This window comes from Rhodococcus sp. PvP016 (genome assembly GCF_017832185.1).
Classification (GTDB): domain Bacteria; phylum Actinomycetota; class Actinomycetes; order Mycobacteriales; family Mycobacteriaceae; genus Rhodococcoides.
In genome coordinates, this window is the sequence record NZ_JAFIBH010000001.1 from 4,457,721 (window position 1) to 4,482,569 (window position 24,849).

A 24,849-nucleotide genomic window follows, 5' to 3' on the forward strand; every position below is an offset into this window, starting at 1 on the left:
GTGCGGCATCAGATGCCGAGGTACGCAGCCTTGACGCGATCGTCGTGGGCGAGCTCGGCTCCCGTACCGGTGAGCACGATGGATCCGCTCTCGATGACGTAGGCGCGGTCGGAGATCGCGAGAGCCTGTGCGGCGTTCTGCTCGACGATCAGCACGGTCACCCCGGTCTCGCGGATCCGGACGATGGCCTCGAGGACCTCGGCGGCGAGCTTCGGCGCCAGGCCGACGGACGGTTCGTCGAGCGTGAGCACACGCGGCTTCGACATCATGGCGCGGCCGATGGCCAGCATCTGCTGCTGACCGCCCGACATGGTGTCCGCACGCTGGGTTCGCCGCTCGGCGAGAATGGGGAACAGATCGAAGACGCGGTCGAGCGACTCCTTCGTGGACCCGCGCTTCTGGGTGTACGCGCCCATCTCCAGGTTCTCGGAGACCGGCAGCGAACCGAAGAGTGCGCGGTCCTGAGCGACGTGCACGAGTCCCGACCGGACGATGCGATCGGCGCGGTTGCCACTGATGTCGGTGCCGTCCAACATGATGCGGCCCTTGCTGGGCGTCACCAGGCCCGACAGGGCACGCAGCGTCGTGGTCTTGCCGGCACCGTTGGCGCCGATGAGAGAGACGATCTCGTCCTTCTCCAGATGCATCGTGACACCGTGCAGGATCTCCAGTCGCCGGTAGCCGGCGTGCAGATCGTCGATCTCGAGCATCATGCGGTCTCCTCACCCAGGTAGGCCTCGACGACGCGGTGGTCCTCGATGACGGTGCGCGGATCCCCCGCTGTGAGGACCGCGCCCTCGTGCATGACGACCAGGCGCTCGGACAACGCCATGACCGCGGCCATGATGTGTTCGACGAACAGGACGGTCTGCCCGCCACTGTGCAGGGAGCGCAGCAGCTCGATCATCGGCGCACGTTCCGCCGGAACGAGTCCCGCGAGCACCTCGTCGAGCAGGACCACCCGCGGTTCCATGGCGAGGGCGCGGGCCAGCTCCAGGCGCTTGAGTCCGGCCGTCGACATCGTCGACACCGTCCCGCCCACCTGGTCGGAGAGCTGTACCCGGTCGAGCACCTCGAGGGCGTGCCGACGCGCGTCCTTCCGCGACTTCCGCTTGGACAGTGCGGCGATGGTGACGTTCTCGAGGACGGACATCGACTCGAACGGCCGCATCAACTGGAACGTCCGCACGAGACCCGCGCGGGCGATGCGGTCCGCGGGCCACCCCGTGATGTCGGTGCCGTCGAAGATCACCCGACCCGACGTGGGCGGCTGCTCGCCGGCCAGCAGAGAGAACAGGGTGGTCTTGCCGGCGCCGTTGGGGCCGATGATGCCGAGAAACTGCTCGTCCGGGACGTCGATGCTGACGTCGCGCACCGCGTGGATGCCCGAGAACGACTTGCTCAGATTCTCGATACTGAGGACGCTCACTTGCGCCACCTCTCGCGAATCGTGCCGAAGATCCCCTTGGGCAGGAAGATCACGATCAGGATGAGAATCACCGAGTAGACCGCCACGTCGAGTCCGATGGATCCCTGCAGGAACTCGAGGAACGCCGGCGGGTTGCGCAGCAGCTCGTTGATGAGCTCCGACAGCGGCCCGATGACCGCGGCGCCGAGCACCGGTCCCCAGATGGTCCCGATGCCGCCGATGACGGCCGGGACGATGGCCTCGACGGACACCGCGGATCCGAACGCCTGCTCGGGCCCGACGAAGAAGTAGTACTGCACGTAGTACACGCCGGCCACGGCCGTGAGGGCGCAGCTCGCCGCGACCGCGATGAGCCGGTACTTCATCGTGTCGATGCCGAGAGAAGCTGCCGCGGTGGCGTCGTCACGGATCGCCTGCACGTACTGCCCCGGCCGGGACCGGACGTAGAAGATGGTTCCCAGCACCGCGAGCGCCAGGATCACCAACGGGATCCACAGGTAGTTGGCACTGCCCTTCTCGAACTGCAGCATCCACCACGAATCACGCGGCAGGATCGGCACGTTGAAGCCCTCGGTCTTGTTGAAGACCTCGAGGTTCTGCACGAGCAGCAGGAACATCTGCGCGAAGGCGAACGTCGCCAGGGCGAAGTACGACCCGGCCAGTCGGTAGCGCAGGCACAGGTAGGCGATGGTGGTGCCCACCGCGGCGGACACCACGGCGCCGACGAGCATGGAGATCCACGGCGAGATGCCGTGCTCCACCAGCAGATACGCACCGGTGTACGCGCCGATGCCGAAGAACGCCGCGTGACCGAAGCTGAACATGCCGCCGAAGCCGCTCATGAGATTCCAGCCGACCGCCATGATCGCGAAGATCAGCGTGCGGACCGCGACCGTCTGCGCCTGCTCGCCGAGCACGAGCGGGAACGCGGCGACGACCACGAATCCGATGACGAGCGTGAGCAACTGGCGTCGCAGCCAAGGGTCCTTCAGACGCGTGTCGGACGCGGAGTCCGTCGAGACTTCCGTCGTGGTGGTCATCGGCGTCCTCCGTACAGACCTTCGGGCTTGAGAAAGAGCACCATGACGAACACGGCGAAGACGAGGATCAGCGATCCGGTACCGGGGAGGTACAGAGCGCCGACCGTCTGGACCAGACCGATGACGATGCCGCCGACCATGGCTCCGACCACACTGCCGAGGCCGCCCAGCACCACGATGACGAACGCGAGGATCGTGAACTGCTCGCCCACCGACGGGGTGAGGGACGTGAACGGTGTCATCAGACCGCCGGCGACGGCCACACACGCCGCGCCGATACCGAACGTCAGCGCGTAGACACGGCCGATGTCGACTCCGACGAGCTTGGCGCCCTCCGAGTTCGACGCCACGGCCCGGATCGACAACCCGAGGCGCGTGCGTTCGAGCACCGACTTCAGCGCGATCGCCACGACCGCGGCACCGACGAATGCGAGCACCCGAGGCCAGGCCGCGACGGTGCCGAGGATGGAGATCGATCCGTCCACGGGCGCCTCGACCGACTTGGGCCGACCGCCGAAGACCATGAGGAGCACGTTGATGATGAGCAACGACAACCCGAGGGTCACCAGCAGCGGACCCTCGTGACTCCCGCCGATGGTGAGCTTGGTCAGCAGGGTGGCCTGCACGATCATGCCGAACACGAACATGACGGGAACCGCGAGAAGCGTTGCCACATAGACGGGCAACCCCGCCGTCGACAGCGCGTACACGATGTACATCGCCAGGGTCAGCATCGCGCCCTGGGCGAAGTTCACGATGCCGAGCACTCCGAAGATGAGTGTCAGGCCGACCGAGATCAGTGCGTAGACCCCGCCGAGCAGCAGACCGGACACGATGGCCTGGCCGACCAGGCCCTGGTCCTTGCCACCGACGAAGAAGATGACGGCGAGGATCACGACGAGCGCTCCCCCCACGGTGACACCGGGATTCACGGCGCGCCGGGTCTTCTCCGTGGCCGCGCTCTCGGCGACGACCGTCACCGGCCGGCTCCCGCGGGGAACTCGATGGCCTCGGTGGCGAACTCGTCCGGGAAGACCTGGGTGACCTGGCCGTCGCGCACCTGCATCACGATGACCGTCGCGTTGGAGTTCTGACCGGTCTCGTCGAACTGGATGGGCCCGGAGAAGGCGAGCAGCGGGTCGTCGATGGTCACCCCGGAGATGGCCTCGCGCAACGCTTCCGGATCTGCGTCGGCGCCGTCCTCGAGCCCGGCCGCGATGACCTCGACGGCCTGGTAGGACAGCATCGCCGCCGTCTCCATCGGACGGCCGTACTTCTCCTCGAAGCGCGAGCGGATGTCGTTGACCCGATCGCTGGTGGCATCGAAGTGGTAGTTGGCGGACAGCACGCCCTCACCGGCGGTGCCGGCGGCAGCCGGGAAGGAACTGTCGTCGAAAGCACCGTTGGCGATGCCGTAGACACCCTTGACGTTCACGTTCAACTGCTCGACGGCTTTGGCGATGAGCAGACCGTCCGGGTAGTAGCCCGTGGCGACGATGACGTCGGGGTTGGAGACCGCGGCCTCGCGCACCTGCGTCGTGGCGTCGGAGAAGTTGGTGGCCGGGTAGGTGATCTCCTGCACCGAGGAGATGCCCTGGTTCGCGGCTTCCTTCTCGAAGGCGTCGAACACGCTGTCTCCGAAGGAGCCCTCGATGTGCAGGTAGGACACCCGATCGATCGGCTGGCCGGTCTGCTCCTCGATGGCCGCGAGCGCCTTGGCGCCGTCGGTGCCCATGCTGGAGGCGTTCGGCTGAATGCGGAACGCGTACTGGTAGCCCTGGTCGAGGATCTTGTCGTCGACCGCGACGTCGATGACCAGCGGCACCCGCGAGCGCTCGGCGACCGACGCGACGTTCTGCGTCACGTCACTCTGATAGGTGCCCACCAGGGCGACCGCGCCGTCGTCGATCAGACGCTGCGCCTCGCTCTGGCCGACCTCCGCCTTGCCCTGGCTGTCGCCGGTGACGAGTTCCAGCGGACGTCCCTCGAGCGAGGCGATACCGCCGGCACCGTTGATGTCCTCGACGGCCAGTGCGGCACCGTCGTTCATCAGTCCACCGACACCGGCCAGAGCACCGGTGGTGGGGTGCACGGATCCGATCTTGATGGGACCCGAACCGTCCGATCCGGACGAGGATCCACACGCAGCCGTGCCCAGAAGGGCCACTGCGGCGAGCACGCCTACGACTTTTCTCATGATTGGATCTGCCTTCCGCGCCGATCGAGGCGCCGAGTCTCGGGAAACCGTGTGACCGAAGGACACGGCCTGTGTTCCGCTCAGCGCACCACTTAGTGGGTGGCTATTCCCTGCAGTACTGAGTATTACACGCATCACTGGGCTAGAACAGGCTCTTTGATGACTTTCTTGTTACGCGTATGGTTCGCTCAGCGGAACGCGTCGAACCCGCGCACGTACTCAGCGAATGTGGAAGGTTGGCCCCATGGCCGCAACTACCAGCTCGACCGGCACCGACTCCGCGTCGACGGGAACCGAATCGGCGGATCGGGTGGCCGACGTCCTGCTGTCCTTCGCGCAATCCGACCGTGCGCTGGGTGTCACGGAGCTCGCGCGCCGCCTGGACCTGAGCAAGGCTGTGGTGCACCGGATCCTGCAGTCCCTGGCATCGCGCTCGATCGTGCAGCCGGTGGCGGGCGAGTCCACCTACTCCCTCGGACCCGCGGCCATCGGACTCGGCACGAAGGCATGGAGCCAGCTCGACGTCCGTTCCATCGCCGCTCCGATCCTGCGTCGACTGCGTGCGCAGACTCTCGAGACGGCGACGTTGTCCGTGCTGGTGGGACATCGACGGGTCTACCTGGACCAGTACGAGAGCCCGCAGGAGGTGAAGATGGTGGTGGAGATCGGCCCGCAGTACCCGCTGCACTCCGGCGCATCGAGCCGCGCCATCCTCGCGTTCCTCCCGCCGCACTACGCGCACGAAGCCTTCGAGGAACTGAGGGGAAGTACTCCGGACGCCGACGAGACGACGTTCCTGGCGCGGCTCCAGGAGATCCGGGACACCGGCTACGGGACCTCCATCAACGAGCGCAACACCGGCGCCGCCTCCATCGCCGCCCCGTTCTTCGACGCGGCAGGCCACGTGCTCGGCTCCGTCAGCTCCTCCGGACCGGCCTTCCGCTACTCCGCCACCGCCGACGACGATCACGTGGCGCACGCCGGTCAGGTGCTGGCCGCCGCACGCGCGATCACGCAGAGCCTCGAAGCGCGGGCCGCCCGATGACCCGCCGCATGCCGCGCTCGTTCCTCTACGTGCCGGCCGTGAAGCCCGCCCTGTTCGACAAGGCCGCCTCGGGACCGGCCGACGCCGTCATCCTCGATCTCGAGGACGCGGTCCCACTCGCGCAGAAGGACACGGCGAGAACCGATGTCGCGCAATGGCTGGACCGTCCGCGCAAGGGTGGAGCGCAGGTGTGGGTTCGCGTGACACCCGAGTTCCTCGCCGAGGACCTCGCCGCGGCGAACCGTCCCGGCGTCACGGGAATCATCGTGGCCAAATGCTCGACCGCCTCCCTCACGGAGGCGGACGAGCGACTCGGAGACGCGGACATCGCGATGGTGGGTCTGGTGGAGACCGCAGCCGCCCTACGCGGCCTGACCGACCTGGCAAGCAGTTCCCGACTGGTGACCGTCGGCATCGGCGAGGTGGACCTGCTGGCCGATCTGCGGATCACCCGCGCGGCGGACACCGAGCACGTGGTCGACGCCATCCGCGCGGACATCGTGATCGGCTGCGCAGCAGCGGGTCTGGAGGCACCGATCGCACCGACCTCCACCGATTTTCGCGACCTCGACGCATTCGTCACCACCACCGCGCACTTCGTGCACATGGGCTTCCGCTCCCGCACCGCGGTGCATCCCGGTCAGGTGCCCGTGATCAACGATGCCCTGACGCCGGCGGCGGACGACGTACGCCGGGCCGTGCGCCTCGTCGACCTGTTCGACCGGGCGGCCGGCGGGCCCACGGTCGACGACGACGGACGCTTCGTCGACGAGGCCGTGGTCCGCGGCGCCCGGGAAATCCTGGCCCGCGTCCGACTCTAATTCCCCAGGGTGCGAACCGAATCGAACAGCACACCCGGGTCCTCGAGGTCGGCGAGGCCGGCGCACTGCGCTGCGAAGGCGTCGGCTGCCTGCACGCTCAGCAGGCCGTCGACGTTGGCCGTGAACTTTGCTCGAACGTCCTCGAACGACAACGGGCGGTCCGGTCCGCCGCGCGTGGTCAACACCTCTTCGACGACGGTGGTGCCGTCGGTGAGATGCGCCGTGAGAACGGCCGGGAACTGGTGCGGGAAGATGGCGTCGCACTGTGCGTCCGGGGCGACGTCGACGCGCGCCATGATGTCGCGACGCTCCGCCGACGTGGCCTTCTCGTCGGTGTAGTCGTCCAGTACCGCACCGAGTCCACCGCCACCGAGCATGCCCACCGCCACCGCGTACGGCCCGCTGAACTGTGCCATGTACCCGGTCTGCGGTGTGCGCTTGACCTCGATGGGTTCGCCGATGGTCCGGAGGTTGGCAGCGGGGACACCGAGGACGAACCGCTCGACGTCCGCCGGCGTGATGCCCCGACTACGCAACGCCGCCGCCGCGTCGAGAGCCGCGTGTGTGAAGTGGTTGGCCGGGTAGGGCTTCACGAAGAGACCCGGCGCGGCCCAGGTGCTGCCCAGGCCGTCGGTGATCTCGGCGGCGCGCCCGCTCTGGTGAAGCCACGCCTGGAAGAATCCGAACCTGCCCTCGAGCACCGTCGGCGGTCCGGTGATGCCGTGCCGAGCGAGGCCCGCCGCGGACACGGCCGAGTGCGCCGCCCACCCGCAGTGCATGCGCTTGACCGTGCCGCCGGTGCGGTTCGCCTCGATGATGCCGGCCGCCATCGACGCCGCGATACCGAGCGTGTCGACGATCCCGTCGGCCGAGGCGCCGCCGATCACCGCGGCAGCCGCCGCGCCGCCCATGGCTCCGCAGATGGACGTGGCGTGCTGTCCGTTCTCGAAGAACACCGAGTTCTTCGTCTCCGGATCGAAGCCCGCCATGCCGAGGCGGACACACACCTCGAGGCCGATGGCGATACCGCGCACCAGGTCCCGGCCGGAGGCGCCGTGCTGCTGCGCCGCCGCGAGTGCGGCCGGCACGACCGACGCACTCGGGTGCAGCACTGAAGGCAGGTGAGTGTCATCGAAATCGAGGGAGTGCGCGAGCACCCCGTTGACGAAGGCCGCGAGGGTCGGCGGGAGGTTCTCCTCTACGCCGACAGCCGAGGCGACGGCACGGCCGCCCTGCTCCCGCGCCCACGCGGTGGCCATCGCGCTGGTGTCGAGTTCCGTGGCCGCGATCGCGATCCCGAGCGTGTCGAGGACGCGGAGCCCGATGCTGTCGACCACGTCGACCGGCAGATCCTCGAACGAGTGCTCCACCGCGAACTCCGCCAGCGTGCGGGCGAGTGTGGACTCGGTCATGCCGACACCACCGCGAGTGGGCGCACCGGCGATCCCGTGGCGCCGAAGATGTTGAGCGGCACCAGGACGAAGGTGAACTCGTACGTCCGGGTGCGTGCGAGCTCCTCGAGATCGAGGGCCTCGATGATGTAGATGCCGCTCTCCACCAACAACACTCGATGAGCGGGGAGCAGCGCGTGGCCACCGCCCGGCGCGAGGCGCTCGAAGGCGATGGTGTCGGCGCCCGCGGCGTGCACCTCTCGGGACGCGAGCCACTGCGCGCCGGGCTCGCCGACACCGGGAACCCCGGACGGGCCACCGACATAGGGCTGACCCTCGTCGAACAACTGCGCCCACCCACTGCGGATCAACACGACGTCGCCGGCCGACACCTCGACACCCTGGGCGGCGCAGGCGGACTCGAGATCGTCGACCGTGATCTCGTCGCCGCCCTCGAGTCGCTCGGTTCCGCGCACGGCCGGAATGTCGAGCAGGATGCCGCGGCGGATCATCGGCGCGATCGTGTGCACCCCGAGCTCGACGTACTTGCCGCCGACACCGGCCTCGGCCGCATTGACACCGCCGTGCATCTTTCCCTCGTGGGAGACGTGGGCGAGCGCGTCGATGTGGGTACCGACATGCGTTCCGGTGGTGATCATGTCGTTCGCGGCGCTGCCACCGTCCGACCGGGTCATGTCGCCGTGCCGACGCGGAAGCGTGTGCCAGAACTGCGGGTGATTCGGCGACTGCGGCATACCGACCCGCAGCTGGCGTCCGAGATCGACCGTGCGTACACCGGCCGTGACGGCCTCGAGAAGTCTGTCCGACATGGCTCGATTCTCTCCTCTGGACTGGGTTCACGGTGCGCACTGTTCCGCTGAGCGGATCAACACCGGAGACACAGGAATGCCTGACTGTTGTCGATGCCGACCCTAGCAGCCCTGATCACGTCCGGCAGATGTATTGACCTGCACGAGCGTCGGTCCTAGCGTTGCCGCATGACCGACTCGGCCTCGTTCCTTCCAGCGGAACACGTGCGGACGCGCATCGATGATCTGGCGCGGTTCTGCGTCGACCTACCCGCGACCGGTACCGCGTACGAGAGTCGGATCCGCACCGTGCTGCTCGACCTCCTGGGCGTCACCCTGGCAGGAGCGCGGACACCGGAACTGACCGCACTTCTCACGCGGTGGCGAGCCGAACCGGGCACGACGGCCACCATCGGTCGCGGCGCCCACACCGGCGCGGAGACCGCGGCCTACCTGGACGCGATCGCCTCGTGCTGCCTGGAACTGGACGAGGGCAACAAGTACGCGGCGGGGCACCCTGCCGCCCATGTGCTTCCGGCTGCCATCGCAGCTGCCCGACTCAGCGCGCAGCCGGTGGCGGGCGACCGGTTCGTCGCCGCCGTGGTGGCCGGGTACGAGGTGGCCACCCGCTTCGGTGCCGCACTGACCCGCGACCCGCGGTGGCACACCCACGGACACTGGGGAGCGACCGGCGCTGCTGCTGCCGCTGCCGTCGTCTGGGATCTCGACGCCGAGCGCACGGTGGCCGCGATCGACGCCTCGACCGCGCTCGTGCACGTCGCACCGTGGGCCGTGGTGCTCGCAGGCAACTTCGCCCGGAACCTGTGGATCGGCGGCGCCGTCCGTGCGGGACTCGACGCCGCGCGGTTGTCCTCGGCGGGACTGGTGCACAACAGCGGCGCGGCGGCGGCGACTCTGGGGGACATCGTCGGCACTCTCGATGCCGACAGGCTCGCACCGGCGCCGGACGGCGCGTTCGCCCTCGACCAGGGGTACGCGAAACGCCATGCCAGCTGCTCGTACACCCACGCCGCCGTCGACATCGTGCAGGCTCTGCGCACGAACCTGGATCCCGCCGACATCGAGAGTGTGCGCGTCCGCACCCACGCGCTGGCGGAACCACTGTTCGGTCGGCACCCCTCGACGCGGCTCGGCGCGATGTTCTCGCTGCCGTTCGTGGTGTCCGCCGCGGTGGTGGCCGGAAGCATCGACGCGGCGACCCTGACGCCCGGCAGCGCGACCTTCCGTGCAGCGGAGGAGTTCAGCGCACGGGTGGACGTCGAGTCGTCACCCGCACTCACTGCCCTGCTGCCCGACCGACGCGCCGCGGAGGTCGACATCGTCCTCGTCTCCGGCGAGACCCTGTCGGCCGGCTCGCCGGATCCGGTGGGCGACGTCGACCATTTCCCGTTGGACCACACACAGATACTGGAGAAGATCGAACGGCTCGTCGGCGCGGAGGACGCCGGGCGGATCGATCGCGTGGTCACCGATGTCCTGCATTCTTCGGACGTGGTCCGGACTCTGAGCGCCCTGCCCTGAGCAGCGCGAACGGCTGGAAACCGACCACGCTGTAACGAGACGCCCGCCCCGCGCGACGTGTGGTGTGACCCATTGCTGCCATTCACCCGAGGACCTGCATGACCGCGTATCCGCCGCCGTTCCAGCCGCCCCACATCGAGTCCCGCAAGAAGGGCAACAAGGGCAAGATCACCGCCGCTGTCGCCGCCTTCGTGGGCCTGTCCGTCGTCGGACTGGGGCTGATGCAGGAACCCGAACCCGTCGCCGCGAGCGCGGAGACCACCCTCACCACCACGTCGGCCGCACCGACCACCACTCCCCGCGCGACGACCACCACCCCGCGGCCGACCACCACGACGTCGACGACCACCGCCGTCACCACCACTCCCGAGACCGTCACCGTGTACGCACCGCCGCCCACCACGACGGTGCCGTACGTGGAGACCCCGTACGTCGAGGTTCCCGACGTCGACCGCGCCTACGTCCCGGCGCCCGTGCCGTTCGTCGCGCCGGTGCCCGCACCGGCTCCCTACGTCGCGCCGGCCGTCGTTCCCGAGTCGTCCGGATCGGCGTACTACAAGAACTGCACCGCGGCCAGGAATGCGGGCGCCGCACCCGTGTACGCAGGCGATCCCGGTTACGGCTCGCACCTGGACCGCGACGGAGACGGCGTCGGGTGTGAGTGACAGCCTGTGAGTGCGCTCAGCGCACGCTCTTGAGCACCGCCACCGCCGGCTTGGCCACCCCGTTCGAGCGGTAGACCCCGAAGTAGTTCTCCTTGTCGGGGTTCACCGCGGTCATCGCGGCCCGGTCGGTGGTCTCGTAGAAGAAGATCGGCCCGGCCCACGAGTAGGACAGGCGGTTGTCGATGGCCTGCCGATAGGCCGTCGCCTGCACCTGCTCGCTGACGCTGGGATCGCCGGCGGTGGCCGCGCCGGCCTCGGTCATGACGATGAGCTTCCCGCCGTCGCCGTTCTCGCTCATGATCGTGCGTGCGCTCTTCTGATAGACGGTGCCGTCCGGGTTCCGGAAGTCCACGCTCATCTGTGACCAGGCGTTCCAGTCCGCGGTGTCGTTCGGCAACGCGGGCGCGGTGTACGGGTGCCAGCCGACGGCGTCGAAGTACGGACCCGCGCCGAGGTCGTACATCTGGTCCAGGTACGTGATCGGGGAGATGGCGTGCCCTTCCGGACTCTGACCCGTGGTGCCGTAAGGGGACAGTCCGGCCGCCACGATGCTGATGGCACTGGTGGTGGCGGCCTTCATCTTCGGGTAGGCCGCCTTCAGCAGATCGACGTAACCCTGCACGTTCGGCTTACCCGTCACCGGGTCGGCCCAGAACATCCACAGATTCGGCTCGTTCCACACCTCGAACGACCGAACCCCCTGCGGCGCGTACCTGCTCACGACCTTGGCGGCGAACGTCGCGTAATCGCTCGGGTTCGTGGGCGGCGTGCTGCCGTCGCTCGTGGTCCGCGCCCACGGCGGTGTCTTCTGGATGAGCAGCAGGACGTTGAGGGACTTCGCCTTGGCCGCCGCCACAGCACCGTCCGGACCCGACCAGTTGTAAGCCGTCGGCCCACCGTCCTGGACGTACCACCAGTCGATCTCGATGCGGACCCACTTGGCACCCGTGCCCGCGACCCGGGTCGCCTGCGCCTGCTGGGCGCTCGAGCTGCTCCGGAAGTCGATGCCGTTGAGTCCGATGCCCTGGCGTCCGACATACGGACTCGCTGCCGACGCGGTCGGCACCGACAGGGTTGCGATCACCGTCGCCACCACCAACAGAATCTGCGCAACGCGTCCACGGACCTGCATGACCGACTCCCCCGACCGCTTCGGCTACCGCGACACGCGGCAGCTCTCCGTGTCAGAAGTACCACCTGTCACACCAGTCACACAGGTAACACGCCGAACACCGGGTGGATCACCTCAGCGCGCGTTTGAGCAGCTTGCCGCTCTGGTTACGCGGCAATTCGTCCATGAACCGCACCTGCTTGGGGATCTTGAACGGTGCGATACGACCAGAGACGTGGGCGATGATCTCCTCGGCGGTCACCGCACGACCGTCCTTCACCGTCACCACCGCTGTGATCGCCTCGATCCACTTCTCGTCCGGAACGCCGATCACCGCGACCTCGGCCACCGCCGGATGCGTGTAGATCGCGTCCTCGACCTCCCGCGACGCCACCAGGATGCCGCCGGTGTTGATGACGTCCTTGATGCGATCCACCACCGTCACGAATCCCTCCGCGTCACGGGTCACCAGATCACCGGAGTGGAACCATCCGTCACGGAAGGCCTCTGCAGTGGCCTCCGGGTTCTCCCAGTACCCGTCGCACAACTGCGGTGAGCGGTAGAGGATCTCGCCGGGTTCACCGTCCGCCACGTCCTCTCCGTCGGCGTTCACCACCCGCGTCTCGACGAAGAAGACCGCGCGCCCGCACGAAGCGGGCCGTGCGTCGTGCTCCGCCGGTTGCAACACCGTCGCCAACGGACCGATCTCCGACTGTCCGAAACAGTTGAAGAACCGGAGGTCCGGATACCGCGCCCGCAGCCGCTCCAGCACCGTGACCGGCATGATCGATGCCCCGTACTGAGCTTTGGTCAGGGACGAGAGATCGCGGGTCTCGAGATCCGGGTGCCCCGCCAAGGGGACCCAGACCGTCGGCGCCAGGAACAGCGAACCTATGCGGTCGGCCTCGACACGGCGCAGGATCTCTGCGACGTCCGGCTTCGCCATCAGACGCACCGTCGCGCCGACCGACAGGTACGGCAGGGCGAACACGTGCATGCCGGCCGAGTGGTACAGCGGCATCGCGATGAGTGGGGCGTCGTCGGCGGTGAACGCCAGCGCCAGGACGGACGACACGTACTCGCTCACCAGAGCGCCGTGAGACATCATCGCGCCCTTGGGCTTCGACGTCGTTCCCGAGGTGTACAGCAACTGGGCGAGATCCGTGGTCCGCACCGTGGGCAGCGTGACCGACGCGTCGGGAAGATCGAGAAGCTCCTGCAGAGAGAGCACGACGCCGAGAGCGAGACCGTTCCGCACGGCGTCGACCGCCGATGCCAGAGCATCGTCGACCAGCAGTGCGCGGGCTCCGGACTGACGGACCAGGTAGGTCAGCTCGTCCTCGACCAGGGCGTAGTTGATCGGCACGTGCACCAGTCCGGCACGGCAGCAGGCGAGGAACCCGACGATGTAGGAGTCTGAGTTGGTGCCGTAGGCCGCCACCCGGTCTCCCGGTGCGAGCCCCGTCGACACCAGGTACCGAGCGACTCGGGACACCACCGCGTCCAGTTCCGCGTAGGTGTGCGTTCGACCGTCGAACTCCAGGGCTGCCCGGTCCGGGTACCGACGCGCCGACCGCGTCAGGACTGCGTCGACCGTGCTCGCGCGAACATCAGCTGTCATACCTCGGACACTAGAGAAGGCCGGGCGCCTCCGGTGCCCGTTCGAGACGAGCGCGAAGGAGCGACCACTCCGAGGCGGTGACCACGGACGGATTCGACTGCTGGGGCGACCGGAGCATCTCGAGTCGGTCCAGCCCGGCCGTCGCGGCGCACTCCGTGGCCGTCACGGGCTCGCCGAGTGTGGTGATCTCGGTCGGGACGTGCAGACGCGGATCGTCGGGATCCCGCATGTCGACAGCGGGGCCGAGCACGGTTCCGACGCCCCAGAATCCCCGTGCCGGGTGCGCACCGGAACGGTTGCTCACCCACAGCAGGATCGGTTGACCCGCCGCCATGAGCCGGGACCGGTAGTTGGGCGCCACGCACCAGTCACCGCCCGCGTGGCCGTCGGCGAGCAAGGAGACGACATCGGTCCTGCGGGGGTTCACCGTGATGACCCAGGCCCCGAGAGTTCGGGCCGTCACCTTCTCCATGCGCGCGTCTCCCTCGTTCTTGTGAGACTCCAGTAACATTTTGCTCGGAATTGGGTATAAGTCAGCGACTGACCCACCAACCGAGGACACGTGATGCCAGCACATCGGCGACCGACTCGCACCGGACGACGGATCGCGGTGATCGGCGCCGCGGTGACCGTGCTCGCCGGCGCAGCCACCACCACTATGGTGCTGTCCGACAGTGCCCCCGCCACGGCCAACGCCTCGGACGCCCCGGCACCCGCCGCGCCGGTCGCCGCAGTCGACACGCCCGTCGCGCTCGACACCCCGGCGGTGCAGATCGCTCCCCTCGCCCAGCAGGCCGCCGAGGAACCGTTCGATGCCTTCGCCGAGATCATGCAGATGGCCGGCTACCCGATCGACCCGGACACCGCCGCCTTCATGGACACCTCGGTCACCTCGATCTGCCGGGACCTCGCCGTCGGACGCACCGGAATCGACATCCTCGCCGACACCGCCGACCGGACGCGGGTGCGCGGATGGTCGGACGAGCAGTCGGACGGACTCGTCTACATCGGCGTCGCGTCGACCTGCTCCGCGTACTCCCACCTGCTCCCCTGACTGGAGATTGCCCGACCGGCCTCCGGCCTTCTCGCAGTCCACCGACCGGCCTCCGGCCTTCCCGCAGTCCACCGACCGGCCTCCGGCCTTCCCGCAGTCCACCGACCGGCCTCCGGCCTTCCCGCAGTTCACCGCCGGAGTTGCCGTGTGCCGTCCCAACCGGGCGGCGGCGGTGCCGTCGAACTCCACGGATGCCCGCGGTCGATCCACAGCCGGCGCCAGGATTCGGGCGTCACTCCCAGGTCGTCGTCGGTGACACCGAACTCGTAGCCGCACGACGGGCAGATCTCGTACGACGGGCCCGCCTCCGACCACGGCGGGTCCGCGAGACCGGGATAGTGGCAGACCGGGCAGAGGTGAGTGGTCATTCCGGAACTCCTGGTTGACGGTCCCAGTACGACGCACCGGATCCGGGTTTGAAGTATGTCTTGGTGGTGCCGTCCGGCGCGTAGGACGCGAACGTGTTGGTCTCCGGGTCGTACATCCGCACGGTGCCGTCCGGGCCGACCTTGACCTGATGCGAGCCCTCCGTGCGGAACCGCGCCGCGAGGTCGGCGTACTCGTCGGCCGACCGCGCACCCACGTCGGCGCCGTGGCGCGCGAAGTGGTCGTCGAGCGCACGACTGGACGACCACCCGCCCGGCGGCGGACCGGCAGCACGCTCCGCGGCAGCCACGTCGTCCAGGCCGACGGGGACGCGAGTGGCCAGATCCTCCACGTCGTCGGCCGCTCGTCGCACCGTCGCCATCGACGTCTCCGTGCGCCGCATCCGAGCGAACGCGTGCAGCGCCGCGATGACCGCGCGCACTCTCGAGGCGGTACGTGCGAAACGACCGGCCGTGATCGCCGCTCCCGCCGCCGCCGACAGTCCCGCGGACACGAAGGCCAACCCGATACCGACCGCGACGGCCGCCGCTTCCTCCACCGCGAACTGCTCGATCAGGTCGCGGATGTCGCGGCGCGTCTTCTCGAGTTGCTCGGCGTAGTCGCGGCACGCGGCGGCCAGTCCCGAGCACGCACCCGCCACCGCTTCCACGGCCTCGGACAGTCGACGGAGGTCCCGCACCATCGACTCCCGCTCCGGCACGTCCACGGCACCCAGATCGGCTGCGGCACCGAGCACCTCGGACCGTGCATCGAGCATCGCCTGCCCCAGCACGATCCACGCGCTCGACGCGTCCCGCAGCGCGTCGGTGTCGCCGTTGGGGCACGGCACGCCGACCGCGTCGGCCAGCTCCACCGCACCCTGGAGACCCGGGCCGAGGTCACCCACGGCGCTCGGATACTCGAGCTGCCGCACGGCGGCCGGTGCCCGGCCCGGCGGCGGCGGCGTACCCGGAACCACCGCGATCGATTCCGCCGCAGCGTGATTGGCGCCCGCCTGATCGACGAGCCGCGCCAGCACCGACGTCGCCGAGAACGTCGTGGCGAGTGCGCGGGAGAGATCGACGACGTTCCCGTCGTACGCCCGGCCCCACTGTTCGCCCGCGGCGTCGCTTCCCGCCATCGCCGCCCACGCGCGCGCGGCACCGTGGTGGACGTTCACCGCACTCGCCATGATCTCGTCCGCGCGATACACCGAGCGAGCCGCCTCGGCGTAGACCTCGGGTGACACGTCGAGAACGACCGGAGGCGCCATCAGTCGTGCCCGAACATGCGGCTGTTCGCCTCGACGACCGCGGCGTACGACGAGTGTGCCCGGCGTGCAGCATCTCTCACGGTCTCGACACCGACCGCCATCTCGCGAGCCCCCGCCGACCATGCGCTCTGCGCAGCGCGATGAGCCTCTGCCGCCCCGCCCTCCCACGGCAGGGCGGACACCCGCACCGACACGTCGTCGAGGGCGACCCGCGTGGCCTCGGCCAACCGTGTCAGCCGAACCACCACGGCATCCAGTTCGGCCAGGTCGACCCGGTAGCCCGTCACACCGCACCCGCGATCGCGGCCGCGGCCGTGTCGTCCTGTCCCACATAGGCAGTCGCTGCGATCTCGAGTCGACCCGCTGAGTCCTCGAGCGCCGCGACCACCGACCGGGCGCCGTGGTGAACGGTGTCCCACCCGTCGACGAACGCTGTCGCCGCACTGCCCTGCCACGAGGCGGACACCGCGGCGACGACCGAGGCGGCCTCCGCGACCTCCCGCTCGAGATCCAGCGACACCCTGCTCAACGCCCTGGCCGCGTCCACCATGGTCGCCGCGTCGACAGCCGTGTGTTCCATGCCGTGCTCCCCCCGCCCGGCGCCGGCGACCGGTCGTCGGCGGCGTGTGCAGGCATGGACGGGAGGGACTCGCATTCGGTTCCCGCGGGACCGGTCAGCGGCGTCCGGACACACGAATGCGGCGCCTGCCTCGCGCAGACGCCGCATTCGGATGGTGGTCACTGTGCACCGTGGTGACGGTGCACGGTGATCAGATCAACGCTGCCCCCTCGTTCGAACGAACAGTCCGCAGCATTGACCCGGATATCTCTCGGTGATCAGCGGTCGAGCTTGTGCTTCACCGTCTCGGCCAGATCCTGACCGAAGCTCTGCGCGGCGGACAATCGCTTCTGGGCGACCCGGCGCGGGGCGTTGCGCCGGCGGCGCACCACGACGACGGCCACGATCGCACCGATGACGGCCGCGATGACGGGGGCGCTCACTGCGGAGGCCTTCTTCACGTCGGAGGAGTTCGCGTCGAAGCTGCGCACCTGCTGGGCGACGTTGTCCGCGGCGTGCTTGGCACGATCGGCGACCTCGCCGGCCTTGTCCTGCGCCTTGGCAGCGACCTCGTTCGCCTTGTCGGCTGCCTTCTCCGCGACGTCTCCGGCCTTGTCGGCCACCTCGTTCGCCTTGTCGGCAGCCTTGTCCGCGACCTCGTCGGCCTTGCCGGAGGCCTTGTTCGCCGCGTTCTCCGCCTTGTCTGCGACGTCCCCGGCCTTGTCCTTCACGGCACCCGCGGCGTCGTCGACAGCCTGACCGGCCTTGTCGGCGGCCTGCTTGCCGTCCGCCTTGGTCTGCTGGGCTGCACCCTCGGTACGCAGCGAATCGTCGCCCGTGACCTCTCCGGCCTTCTTCTTCGCGGCGCCTGCGGCCTCGTCGACCTTGTTCTGAGCCTTCTCGATGAAGTCGGCCATGATGCACTCCTTTCGACGCTGCCCCTACCGGGCGCGCTCGTGTTCGTATGAAGGTGAGTCGTACAGAGAACGGAGAAGCGCGCGCCGACGACACATGATCTGGGTCACAGCCCGCGTCGACCTGACGGGACGACCGGACCGGTGATCGCATTAAGGTCGGCGCATGGGATCCAACCGACCGTCGAACCGCGGACAGAAGCGCGCCGCCAAGACCGCGGCGCGGCGACGCCGACAGACCTCGGGGCCGACAGCGTCCACGACCGAGCGGGTGCTGGCTCGCTTCGTGACGTGGATGGCCGCGCAGGAGGGCGCGGGAGACGTCGAGCCGACGCGTCGCGTCGTCGAATCGCTCCTGGGTGAGCTCACCCGAGTTCACGAGGGATTCACCCCCACGGCCTGGACCCCGGACGACGCCCACCTCGTTCTCGACGCCGCCGAGTCCGTCCTCGCGCAGAACACCGAGGCGAGCGAGGACGCCGCGCTCCACCTCGTGTTCAGCGCCCTGTCCTATCTGACGTTCCTCGACGACGAGGACATCTGGAGCGGCAGCGACGCCGACTACGAGCACTGCATGGAGGACCTCACCGATTTCGTCGACGGCGTCCCCGACACGCTGACGCCCGAGGACATCACCCTGCCCGAGGTGACTGCGGACGCGGAGTCGGCGGCACTGGCCGAGCTCGCGATCGTCCGCGACGTCGACGCCCTGCTCGCCTGGTCGAGCACCGGTCGGCCGATCGACGCGAAGGAGGTGGCCGCCGCGCTGGGGCTCACCGTGCCCGCGTCGACGTTCCAGATGCCCGCCGACGTCCCGGAACTCGCCCACGCCTGGACCACCGCCGTGTCGTCCGGCGTCGTGGAGATCTCGGACGCCGGCGCCGCTCCCGGACCACTCGCGGCGAACGTCCGGGCGCGCGAGGCGGACGCTCTGCGCACCGTCGTCGCGGCGCACGTCACGGCGCAGTTGTCCGCCGACGACGAGATCGATGTCTCCGCCTCGGTGGCCGACAGCTTCGTCGCCCAGGCGGTCCTTGCCGCCATGACGCCGGACCCGCCCGAGGGCAATCTGGACGAGAACTACGACGACCTCGAGGGCGAGGACAAGCGGACGGCGGAGTTGGTGACCGCGAAGCTCCGAGCGTTCATCGACCAGGGACTGCTCGTCGGCGGAGAGGTGTTGCTGGTGCCACCCGAGCTCCGGCACGCGGTACTCGACGGCGTGGGACGCGCGGACATCTTCGGCACCGTTGCCGCAGAGACCTCCGCCGAGGACTGACACCGCGGCGTAGCGTGCGCGGCGTGGCCCTGATTCATCGCGCGACCATCGTTCCCACCAAGATCGACCTGCTGCGGCAGTGGGTTCCACTGCAGCCGTGGGCGACAGGCATCGACGTCGGCACGCTCGAGGTCGTCGACGCCTACCGCTTCGACGATCCCGACGGCGAGGTGGGACTGGAGTCGCACCTGCTCCGCGCCGCCGACGGGACGATCCTGCACGTGCCCCTCACCTACCGATCGGCACCGCTTCCCGGCGCCGAGACGGCGCTGATCACCACCATGGAACACAGCGTGCTCGGGACCCGCCACGTGCACGACGCGGCGCACGATCCGGTGTACCTCGCGACGCTGCTGCGGACCGTTCTCACGGGCGGAACTCAGGCGACGTTCGAGTACGCCGAGCCCGGTCCCGAGCGGACCGTCACCGCGCTCGTCCACGGAACCGGACAGGCCGACGCCGACGTTCCCGACGTCCACGCGCCGTCGGTCGACACCCGCGGCACCGACACCGTCGTCGACGTCGGCACCGCCGCGCTCACCCTGCACCACGTCCCGCTGGACGACCCGGCCGATCGCCACGCCCTGGTCGGCACGTGGGCCGGACGGGCTCACCCTGCCGTTCTCGCGACCGCCGTCCTGCATGGAACCGAGCACGGCGGGTAGACCACTGCCGACGAGCGGGGCCGACACGTGACGGGGGCGGGGGCGTGTCGACGCCCCCGCCCCCGGGTCATCCCGCCTACCGAGTCATCCCGCCGGCTGGGTGTCGGGTATGCCGCTCTCCGGTGGGGTCGCCTCCTCACCGGTGTACTCCTCGACGGCCGAGTCGCCGATGTCCGTGACCAGGACAGGGGTCAGGTTCTCCGGCTTGCCGTTCGTGATCTTGTAGACGCTGGCACCGGAGATGCCGAGGTGACTGTCCTCCGAGTAGCGGAACGGGGCGAGCTGAGGACCGGGCAGATCCTTGCCCTGCGACTGCAGCGCCGACACGATCGACTCCCTGGTCGGGTTCTCGCCCGCGGCCTGCAGGGCCTGCACGAAGGCGTAGGCGTGGCTCATGCCGTAGATGCGGTAGTTGGTCAGCTCCTCGCCGGTTCCGTTGGCGGCCCACACCTTCTGCCACAACTGTGTCCACGGGTTGTCCGGCGAGTCGATGCCGGGGATGTACTCGAGGGAGATCATGTTCTCGAGCGACGAGGCGCCGTCGGTCACCGCGCCCTGCGAGAAGCGCCCGAGCAGCGACCCCACGAGGTCCACGTCGGATCCGATGGAGCTGTAGAACCATTCGGGCGTGTAGTTCAGTCGGCGGGAGACCAGCTGGCTCAGCGCGGTGTAGGACGGGACGTTGAAGCCCAGGATCAGATCGGCACCCGCCGCCTGGAGTGACGCGATCTGCGGGGCGACGTCGGTGTTGCCGGACGTGTAGCGGGCGACGCCGACGATCTGATCCTCGAGGTACTGCCGCACCGCGGCCTCGCTGTCCCGGCCGAGGTCGTCGTCCTGCAGGAACAGCCCCACCTTGGCGTCCGGCCGGTTCTTCTGCACCCAGTCGCCGATGATCTTGCCCTCGACCTGATAGTCGGGCTGCCATCCGAAGGTGTTGGGGTACTTGGCCGGATCGTTGCCCCACATGATCGCACCCGAGGACACGAAGAGATCGGGGACACCCTCCTCGTTGAGGAAGTCGATGACCGCGCTGTGGGTCGCGGTGCCCAGACCGCCGACCATCGCGAACACCTCGTCCTGCAGGACCAGCTCGTTGACCACCTGTGTGGTGGTGGTCGGGTCGTACGCGTCGTCACGCACGAGGTACTCGATCTGACGACCGTTCACTCCGCCGGCGGCGTTGACGTAGTCGAAGTAGGCCTTGGCGCCCGTGGGGATCTCGCTGTACCCGGGCGCAGCGACTCCCGTCAGGGGGTAGTGCGCACCGATTTTCACCGAGGTGTCGGTGATGCCGACGGTCGAGCCCTCCGTGGACTCCTCCGCCTCCTCACGGCCACCCGCACCGCACGAGGCCACCAGTACGACGGCCGCCGCGAGAGCGGTGCCCCGCTGCGCCCATGTTCGGAACCTGTTCATCGAACTCCTTCTCTCTTCAGACGACGCTGTACGAGACGACCGCGGACCGTGCCGACCAGTCCGAGTGGCGCGAAGAGGATCACGACCACGGTGAAGATGCCGGTGACCAGAGGCGCGAGTTCCGCGGCCTGCAGGCTGCTCAACCCGGCGTCGAGGCCCAGGTTGGTCACCACCGGCGGAATGTAGGTGAGGAGCGCGGCACCGATGAGAGCACCTGTCAGCGAACCGAGTCCGCCGATGACCACCGCGGAGAGCAGTGTCAGCGACAACACCAGCGTGAACCCGCTGGGCGCGGCGATGCGGGAGGCCATCGCCATGATCGCGCCGGCGGCACCGGCACACGCGGCGCTGACCACGAAGGCCAGGACCCGTGCCCGGCCGAGGTCGATCCCCGCGATCTCGGCCGACACCTCGTCGTCACGCACGGCGCGCCACCGCCGTCCGACACGACTCGACGACACGTTGGCCAACAGGAAGAACACCAGCACGAGCAGGAACCACCCGACGTAGGCCACGAACTTCGTGGACGTCAGTTCGTTCCCGGTGACGAAGAAGGCGATGTCGTCGAGCGCGGACGGCACGTCGGGACTGGGCACGATGAGCCCCTGCTCGCCCCCGAGGTACTCCGAGAAGTACAGCGCGAGACCGGGGACGGCGACGGCGAGCGCCAACGTCGCGCCGGCCAGGTAGGGCCCGTGCAATCGCGCCGCGGCGACCCCGACGACGACCCCGACCAGACCGGCCACGACGGTGGCCGCGATCAGGACCAGGGGCACCGACCAGCCGGACTCGTTCGCCCGCAACATCAGTGCCGCGGTGTACGCGCCGACCGCCATGAACGCGCCGTGCCCGAGGGAGAGCTGACCGTTGAGTCCGGTGAGCACGGTCAGTCCGGCCGCGGCGATCGCGAGATACGCCACCGACGTCAGCTGGCTCTGCCGGAACGTGCTGACGCTCTCCAGCACGAGAATCACCACGACGAGGGCCAGCAGAGCGCCGAGCAGGTGGCGCCGCACCGGAGTCGACACCGCGCGGGCGACGCGCGAGCGTGCGGGTGAGGGGGTGGGCGTGTCGGTCGTCGTCACGGTCATGTCAGACCCTCCTCGCTGCCGCGGCAGCGAACAATCCGTTGGGACGCAACAACAACACCGCAATGAGGATGACCAGCGCCGCGAAGGACACCAGGTCCTGCCCGATGTAGCCACTGACTGCACTGAGGCCGACGCCCATCAGCAGACCGCCCACCACGGCGCCCACCGGGCTGTCGAGACCGCCGAGCACGGCGGCCACGAATCCGAACACCACGACGGAGTCCATGTAGCCGGGGTGCACCAACGACCCGCCGGCGATGAGCAGACCTGCGACCGACCCCACCACCGCGGCCAGCGCCCATCCCAGCGTGAGCATGCGGCCCACCCGCACTCCCAGCAGGCGCGACACCTCCTGACTGAAAGCACTGGCGCGCATCGTGAGTCCGAGATCGGTGAACCGGAACAGCGCGACCAGCGCGGCGAGCACCACCAGCACCGCGACGACCTTGTAGATGTCGTTGCCCGTCAGCGCCACGTCCACGGACCCGATGCGCCGACCGTCGAGCCCGAAGGGAGCGGGAAAGGACCGGAACTGGTTGCCGAAGACCAGCGCCGCCACCGCATGGATCACGATGAAGAGACCGAGGGTGAGGATCACCGGATTGATGTGCGACGCGCTGTCGACGTACCGGATGATCAGCCGCTCGATCAGCGCGCCGAGCACCAGACCGGACACGAGCGCGGCGGCGAAGCCGACCCAGTAGGAGTAGCCGGCATCGACCACGACGAGCGCCACGTAGGTGGTGATCATGGCCATGGGCGCCTGCGCGAAGTTCACGATGCGCGTCGAGCGCCAGATGAGCACGAGCGCCAGAGCGAATGCGGCATAGACCATCCCGTTGGTCACTCCGTTGATGACGATGGTGAGCAGTTGTTGCACTCTGTCGTCCTTTCGTGAGGGTGGTCAGAAGCCGAGGTAGGCGTGGCGGAGTTCCTCGTCGCCGACGAGGTCGGCCGCCGGCCCCTCCCGCGCGACCGTCCCCAGGGACAGCACGACGGCGTGTTCGGCGATGGACAGTGCGCTGCGGGCGTTCTGCTCGACCAGTACGACGGTGAGGCCGTCCGCGTCGACCGAGTCACGCAGCGTCTGGAAGATCTGTGCCACCACGCGGGGAGCGAGCCCGAGCGACGGTTCGTCGAGCAGCAGGATCGTCGGAGTCGCCATGAGGGCGCGCCCGATCACCAGCATCTGGCGCTCACCGCCCGACAGCGTGTGCGCGGTCGACGCCCGACGCTCCGCGAGAGCCGGGAACATGGTCAGCACGCGATCGATCCCCACCGCGGCCGCGGACGTGTTGCGGCCCAACGCTCCCAGCCGCAGGTTCTCCTCGACGGTGAGTTCGACGATGACCCCGCGACCCTCGGGCACGTGCGACAGTCCCCGTCGTGACATCGACTCCGGACTCGCCCCGACGAGGTCGACCTCGCCCATCCGGATGTGGCCGGACACCGGCGGGTGCAGCGCGGAGATCGTCCGGAGCAGGGTCGTCTTGCCGGCACCGTTGGCCCCGAGCACCGCGGTGACCGCGCCGCGGGGCACTCGCAGCGACACGGAGTCGAGCGCGGTGACGGCGCCGTACCGCACCGTCAGATCGGACACGGTCAGGGCGTCGAGGGTGGCCTCGTCCCGCACGACGTCACGCGTCACGGTCCACCTCGTCCCCCAGGTAGGCAGCGAGCACAGCGGGATCCTCGCGCACCGTGTCGGGTGTCCCGCGCGCGATGACCTTCCCGAAGTCCAGGACCACCAACCGATCACAGACACTCATGACCAGATCCATGTGGTGCTCGACCAGCAGGATCGACATCCGCGAGGTGAGCCCGCGGACCAGCTCACCCAACTCGTCCATCTCCGCGTTCGACAGACCCGACGCCGGCTCGTCGAGAAGAAGCAACGTCGGCTCCCCCACCAGCGCCCGCGCGAGCGCGACGCGTTTGCGCACCGCGTACGGCAGGCTGGGCGGATATCGGTCGGCGTACTCGTCGATGCGGAGTTCGGACAACGTGGCCAGAGCACGGTCGCGGATCGCGGCGGTGTCGGCCCCGCTCCGGGCGAGTCCGAGCAGCCCGGCGGCGATCGAGGTCCGGGCGAGATGGTCCGCACCGACCATGACGTTCTCCACCACGGTCATCCGGTCGAACAGCCCGAGGCCCTGCAGTGTGCGGCTCATGCCGAGTGCGGCCAGCGCGGTCGGCTTCAGCCGGCGCACCACCCGGCCGTTCCGGGTCACGGTGCCCGACTGCGGCGCGACGAGGCCGCACGCGACGTTGAACAGTGTCGTCTTGCCGGCCCCGTTGGGTCCGATGACACCGACGACCTCGCTCCGTCGGACATCGAGTCCGACGTCCGACAGGGCGACGATGCCGCCGAACGACACGGTGACGGACGACAGCTCGAACACGGACTCGGTCATGGTCTCGATCGTTGACACAGTGGCCCACCTCACATCTCGGTGGCACTCACTATGGTCACTCCGCACAGTCGGCGATATGGTCTCCGCGCACGAAAAGGGTCATGCCCGGGGCACCAATTTCGGTCAAACCGCTCTAACCGTCGG

27 protein-coding genes are annotated in these 24,849 nt (G+C 68.9%); 7 read left to right on the top strand and 20 right to left on the bottom strand.

Annotated features, from left to right (window positions below; all coding sequences use genetic code 11):
• Positions 1-8 precede the first annotated feature (8 nt).
• From JOE30_RS20895 to JOE30_RS20915, 5 genes are read right to left on the bottom strand one after another with little or no spacing between them, the layout of a single operon-like run.
• The gene (locus JOE30_RS20895; RefSeq protein ID WP_204868849.1) at positions 9-713 is read right to left on the bottom strand and encodes an ABC transporter ATP-binding protein; all 705 of its coding nucleotides are present in this window, start codon (positions 711-713) and stop codon (positions 9-11) included.
• Complete coding sequence (locus JOE30_RS20900) at positions 710-1,429, bottom strand: ABC transporter ATP-binding protein (RefSeq protein WP_197027740.1); 720 nt, start codon at positions 1,427-1,429, stop codon at positions 710-712. Before JOE30_RS20900 ends, JOE30_RS20895 begins: the two co-directional genes overlap by 4 nt.
• Positions 1,426-2,469 (bottom strand): branched-chain amino acid ABC transporter permease, encoded by a 1,044-nt coding sequence (locus JOE30_RS20905; RefSeq protein ID WP_204868850.1) that lies wholly within the window; start codon positions 2,467-2,469, stop codon positions 1,426-1,428. The genes JOE30_RS20900 and JOE30_RS20905 overlap by 4 nt, the downstream gene beginning before the upstream one ends.
• Positions 2,466-3,449, bottom strand: a complete 984-nt coding sequence (locus JOE30_RS20910) for a branched-chain amino acid ABC transporter permease (RefSeq protein WP_204868851.1) — start codon at positions 3,447-3,449, stop codon at positions 2,466-2,468. Before JOE30_RS20910 ends, JOE30_RS20905 begins: the two co-directional genes overlap by 4 nt.
• Positions 3,446-4,666 carry an ABC transporter substrate-binding protein gene (locus tag JOE30_RS20915; protein WP_204868852.1) on the bottom strand — a complete coding sequence of 407 codons (1,221 nt, stop codon included), beginning with the start codon at positions 4,664-4,666 and terminating at the stop codon, positions 3,446-3,448. Before JOE30_RS20915 ends, JOE30_RS20910 begins: the two co-directional genes overlap by 4 nt.
• Positions 4,667-4,910: 244 nt before the next feature.
• Here JOE30_RS20915 and JOE30_RS20920 point away from each other — a divergent pair, with 244 nt between their 5' ends.
• Together JOE30_RS20920 and JOE30_RS20925 are read left to right on the top strand one after the other, a co-directional pair.
• On the top strand, positions 4,911-5,711 hold the full coding sequence (locus JOE30_RS20920; protein WP_204868853.1) for an IclR family transcriptional regulator: 801 nt from the start codon (positions 4,911-4,913) through the stop codon (positions 5,709-5,711).
• Between the two features lie 8 nt (positions 5,712-5,719).
• Positions 5,720-6,532 (top strand): CoA ester lyase, encoded by an 813-nt coding sequence (locus JOE30_RS20925; RefSeq protein WP_204868854.1) that lies wholly within the window; start codon positions 5,720-5,722, stop codon positions 6,530-6,532.
• On the opposite strand, the gene JOE30_RS20930 is transcribed toward JOE30_RS20925, so the two are convergent.
• Both JOE30_RS20930 and JOE30_RS20935 read right to left on the bottom strand, forming a co-directional pair.
• The gene (locus JOE30_RS20930; protein ID WP_204868855.1) at positions 6,529-7,944 is read right to left on the bottom strand and encodes an MmgE/PrpD family protein; all 1,416 of its coding nucleotides are present in this window, start codon (positions 7,942-7,944) and stop codon (positions 6,529-6,531) included. The two genes, JOE30_RS20925 and JOE30_RS20930, sit on opposite strands and share 4 nt — an antisense overlap.
• Positions 7,941-8,753, bottom strand: a complete 813-nt coding sequence (locus tag JOE30_RS20935) for a cyclase family protein (RefSeq protein WP_204868856.1) — start codon at positions 8,751-8,753, stop codon at positions 7,941-7,943. The genes JOE30_RS20930 and JOE30_RS20935 overlap by 4 nt, the downstream gene beginning before the upstream one ends.
• A gap of 168 nt (positions 8,754-8,921) precedes the next feature.
• Between JOE30_RS20935 and JOE30_RS20940 the strand changes: the two genes are divergently transcribed.
• Positions 8,922-10,274 carry an MmgE/PrpD family protein gene (locus JOE30_RS20940; protein WP_204868857.1) on the top strand — a complete coding sequence of 451 codons (1,353 nt, stop codon included), beginning with the start codon at positions 8,922-8,924 and terminating at the stop codon, positions 10,272-10,274.
• Positions 10,275-10,372: 98 nt separating this feature from the next.
• Positions 10,373-10,939: an excalibur calcium-binding domain-containing protein gene (locus tag JOE30_RS20945; RefSeq protein ID WP_239532445.1), complete on the top strand. Its 567-nt coding sequence runs from the start codon at positions 10,373-10,375 to the stop codon at positions 10,937-10,939.
• 16 nt (positions 10,940-10,955) lie between these two features.
• On the opposite strand, the gene JOE30_RS20950 is transcribed toward JOE30_RS20945, so the two are convergent.
• From JOE30_RS20950 to JOE30_RS20960, 3 genes are all read right to left on the bottom strand, one after another.
• Entirely contained in the window at positions 10,956-12,071 is a 1,116-nt protein-coding gene (locus tag JOE30_RS20950; RefSeq protein WP_204868858.1) for a cellulase family glycosylhydrolase, read from the bottom strand.
• A 109-nt stretch (positions 12,072-12,180) separates the two neighbouring features.
• A complete protein-coding gene (locus JOE30_RS20955) occupies positions 12,181-13,671 on the bottom strand; it encodes a fatty acyl-CoA synthetase (protein WP_204868859.1) in 1,491 nt (496 codons plus the stop codon).
• Between the two features lie 10 nt (positions 13,672-13,681).
• Positions 13,682-14,143 carry a hypothetical protein gene (locus tag JOE30_RS20960; protein ID WP_204868860.1) on the bottom strand — a complete coding sequence of 154 codons (462 nt, stop codon included), beginning with the start codon at positions 14,141-14,143 and terminating at the stop codon, positions 13,682-13,684.
• A gap of 93 nt (positions 14,144-14,236) precedes the next feature.
• On the opposite strand from JOE30_RS20960, the gene JOE30_RS20965 reads away from it, so the two are divergent.
• On the top strand, positions 14,237-14,725 hold the full coding sequence (locus tag JOE30_RS20965) for a hypothetical protein (protein WP_204868861.1): 489 nt from the start codon (positions 14,237-14,239) through the stop codon (positions 14,723-14,725).
• Between the two features lie 128 nt (positions 14,726-14,853).
• On the opposite strand, the gene JOE30_RS20970 is transcribed toward JOE30_RS20965, so the two are convergent.
• The 5 genes from JOE30_RS20970 to JOE30_RS20990 all read right to left on the bottom strand — a co-directional run bounded on the left by JOE30_RS20970 (position 14,854) and on the right by JOE30_RS20990 (position 17,840).
• Entirely contained in the window at positions 14,854-15,093 is a 240-nt protein-coding gene (locus JOE30_RS20970; RefSeq protein WP_204868862.1) for a hypothetical protein, read from the bottom strand.
• A complete protein-coding gene (locus tag JOE30_RS20975) occupies positions 15,090-16,364 on the bottom strand; it encodes a hypothetical protein (protein ID WP_204868863.1) in 1,275 nt (424 codons plus the stop codon). Before JOE30_RS20975 ends, JOE30_RS20970 begins: the two co-directional genes overlap by 4 nt.
• Positions 16,364-16,651 carry a WXG100 family type VII secretion target gene (locus JOE30_RS20980; protein ID WP_204868864.1) on the bottom strand — a complete coding sequence of 96 codons (288 nt, stop codon included), beginning with the start codon at positions 16,649-16,651 and terminating at the stop codon, positions 16,364-16,366. The genes JOE30_RS20975 and JOE30_RS20980 overlap by 1 nt, the downstream gene beginning before the upstream one ends.
• A complete protein-coding gene (locus JOE30_RS20985) occupies positions 16,648-16,944 on the bottom strand; it encodes a WXG100 family type VII secretion target (RefSeq protein WP_204868865.1) in 297 nt (98 codons plus the stop codon). The genes JOE30_RS20980 and JOE30_RS20985 overlap by 4 nt, the downstream gene beginning before the upstream one ends.
• 257 nt (positions 16,945-17,201) lie before the next feature.
• Positions 17,202-17,840: a CsbD family protein gene (locus JOE30_RS20990; RefSeq protein WP_204868866.1), complete on the bottom strand. Its 639-nt coding sequence runs from the start codon at positions 17,838-17,840 to the stop codon at positions 17,202-17,204.
• Positions 17,841-18,003: 163 nt separating this feature from the next.
• Between JOE30_RS20990 and JOE30_RS20995 the strand changes: the two genes are divergently transcribed.
• The gene (locus tag JOE30_RS20995; protein ID WP_204868867.1) at positions 18,004-19,116 is read left to right on the top strand and encodes a hypothetical protein; all 1,113 of its coding nucleotides are present in this window, start codon (positions 18,004-18,006) and stop codon (positions 19,114-19,116) included.
• A gap of 23 nt (positions 19,117-19,139) precedes the next feature.
• Positions 19,140-19,781 (top strand): hypothetical protein, encoded by a 642-nt coding sequence (locus JOE30_RS21000; RefSeq protein WP_204868868.1) that lies wholly within the window; start codon positions 19,140-19,142, stop codon positions 19,779-19,781.
• Positions 19,782-19,865: 84 nt separating this feature from the next.
• Here JOE30_RS21000 and JOE30_RS21005 read toward each other — a convergent pair whose 3' ends face one another.
• From JOE30_RS21005 to JOE30_RS21025, 5 genes are read right to left on the bottom strand one after another with little or no spacing between them, the layout of a single operon-like run.
• A complete protein-coding gene (locus JOE30_RS21005) occupies positions 19,866-21,200 on the bottom strand; it encodes an ABC transporter substrate-binding protein (RefSeq protein ID WP_204868869.1) in 1,335 nt (444 codons plus the stop codon).
• Positions 21,197-22,291, bottom strand: a complete 1,095-nt coding sequence (locus JOE30_RS21010) for a branched-chain amino acid ABC transporter permease (protein ID WP_204868870.1) — start codon at positions 22,289-22,291, stop codon at positions 21,197-21,199. The genes JOE30_RS21005 and JOE30_RS21010 overlap by 4 nt, the downstream gene beginning before the upstream one ends.
• A 1-nt stretch (position 22,292) precedes the next feature.
• On the bottom strand, positions 22,293-23,171 hold the full coding sequence (locus JOE30_RS21015) for a branched-chain amino acid ABC transporter permease (RefSeq protein WP_027504741.1): 879 nt from the start codon (positions 23,169-23,171) through the stop codon (positions 22,293-22,295).
• A gap of 24 nt (positions 23,172-23,195) precedes the next feature.
• Complete coding sequence (locus JOE30_RS21020; protein ID WP_307806276.1) at positions 23,196-23,939, bottom strand: ABC transporter ATP-binding protein; 744 nt, start codon at positions 23,937-23,939, stop codon at positions 23,196-23,198.
• The gene (locus JOE30_RS21025) at positions 23,929-24,705 is read right to left on the bottom strand and encodes an ABC transporter ATP-binding protein (protein ID WP_239532446.1); all 777 of its coding nucleotides are present in this window, start codon (positions 24,703-24,705) and stop codon (positions 23,929-23,931) included. Before JOE30_RS21025 ends, JOE30_RS21020 begins: the two co-directional genes overlap by 11 nt.
• Positions 24,706-24,849: the final 144 nt, after the last annotated feature.

What these genes read in the sequence shown, in the direction of transcription:
- JOE30_RS20895 (WP_204868849.1), bottom strand. Translation starts at nt 713, where the DNA reads ATGATGCTCGAGATCGACGATCTGCACGCCGGCTACCGGCGACTGGAG.
- JOE30_RS20905 (WP_204868850.1), bottom strand. Translation starts at nt 2,469, where the DNA reads ATGACCACCACGACGGAAGTCTCGACGGACTCCGCGTCCGACACGCGT.
- JOE30_RS20915 (WP_204868852.1), bottom strand. Translation starts at nt 4,666, where the DNA reads ATGAGAAAAGTCGTAGGCGTGCTCGCCGCAGTGGCCCTTCTGGGCACG.
- JOE30_RS20920 (WP_204868853.1), top strand. Translation starts at nt 4,911, where the DNA reads ATGGCCGCAACTACCAGCTCGACCGGCACCGACTCCGCGTCGACGGGA.
- JOE30_RS20925 (WP_204868854.1), top strand. Translation starts at nt 5,720, where the DNA reads ATGCCGCGCTCGTTCCTCTACGTGCCGGCCGTGAAGCCCGCCCTGTTC.
- JOE30_RS20930 (WP_204868855.1), bottom strand. Translation starts at nt 7,944, where the DNA reads ATGACCGAGTCCACACTCGCCCGCACGCTGGCGGAGTTCGCGGTGGAG.
- JOE30_RS20935 (WP_204868856.1), bottom strand. Translation starts at nt 8,753, where the DNA reads ATGTCGGACAGACTTCTCGAGGCCGTCACGGCCGGTGTACGCACGGTC.
- JOE30_RS20940 (WP_204868857.1), top strand. Translation starts at nt 8,922, where the DNA reads ATGACCGACTCGGCCTCGTTCCTTCCAGCGGAACACGTGCGGACGCGC.
- JOE30_RS20945 (WP_239532445.1), top strand. Translation starts at nt 10,373, where the DNA reads ATGACCGCGTATCCGCCGCCGTTCCAGCCGCCCCACATCGAGTCCCGC.
- JOE30_RS20950 (WP_204868858.1), bottom strand. Translation starts at nt 12,071, where the DNA reads ATGCAGGTCCGTGGACGCGTTGCGCAGATTCTGTTGGTGGTGGCGACG.
- JOE30_RS20955 (WP_204868859.1), bottom strand. Translation starts at nt 13,671, where the DNA reads ATGACAGCTGATGTTCGCGCGAGCACGGTCGACGCAGTCCTGACGCGG.
- JOE30_RS20960 (WP_204868860.1), bottom strand. Translation starts at nt 14,143, where the DNA reads ATGGAGAAGGTGACGGCCCGAACTCTCGGGGCCTGGGTCATCACGGTG.
- JOE30_RS20965 (WP_204868861.1), top strand. Translation starts at nt 14,237, where the DNA reads ATGCCAGCACATCGGCGACCGACTCGCACCGGACGACGGATCGCGGTG.
- JOE30_RS20970 (WP_204868862.1), bottom strand. Translation starts at nt 15,093, where the DNA reads ATGACCACTCACCTCTGCCCGGTCTGCCACTATCCCGGTCTCGCGGAC.
- JOE30_RS20975 (WP_204868863.1), bottom strand. Translation starts at nt 16,364, where the DNA reads ATGGCGCCTCCGGTCGTTCTCGACGTGTCACCCGAGGTCTACGCCGAG.
- JOE30_RS20985 (WP_204868865.1), bottom strand. Translation starts at nt 16,944, where the DNA reads ATGGAACACACGGCTGTCGACGCGGCGACCATGGTGGACGCGGCCAGG.
- JOE30_RS20990 (WP_204868866.1), bottom strand. Translation starts at nt 17,840, where the DNA reads ATGGCCGACTTCATCGAGAAGGCTCAGAACAAGGTCGACGAGGCCGCA.
- JOE30_RS20995 (WP_204868867.1), top strand. Translation starts at nt 18,004, where the DNA reads ATGGGATCCAACCGACCGTCGAACCGCGGACAGAAGCGCGCCGCCAAG.
- JOE30_RS21005 (WP_204868869.1), bottom strand. Translation starts at nt 21,200, where the DNA reads ATGAACAGGTTCCGAACATGGGCGCAGCGGGGCACCGCTCTCGCGGCG.
- JOE30_RS21010 (WP_204868870.1), bottom strand. Translation starts at nt 22,291, where the DNA reads ATGACCGTGACGACGACCGACACGCCCACCCCCTCACCCGCACGCTCG.
- JOE30_RS21025 (WP_239532446.1), bottom strand. Translation starts at nt 24,705, where the DNA reads ATGACCGAGTCCGTGTTCGAGCTGTCGTCCGTCACCGTGTCGTTCGGC.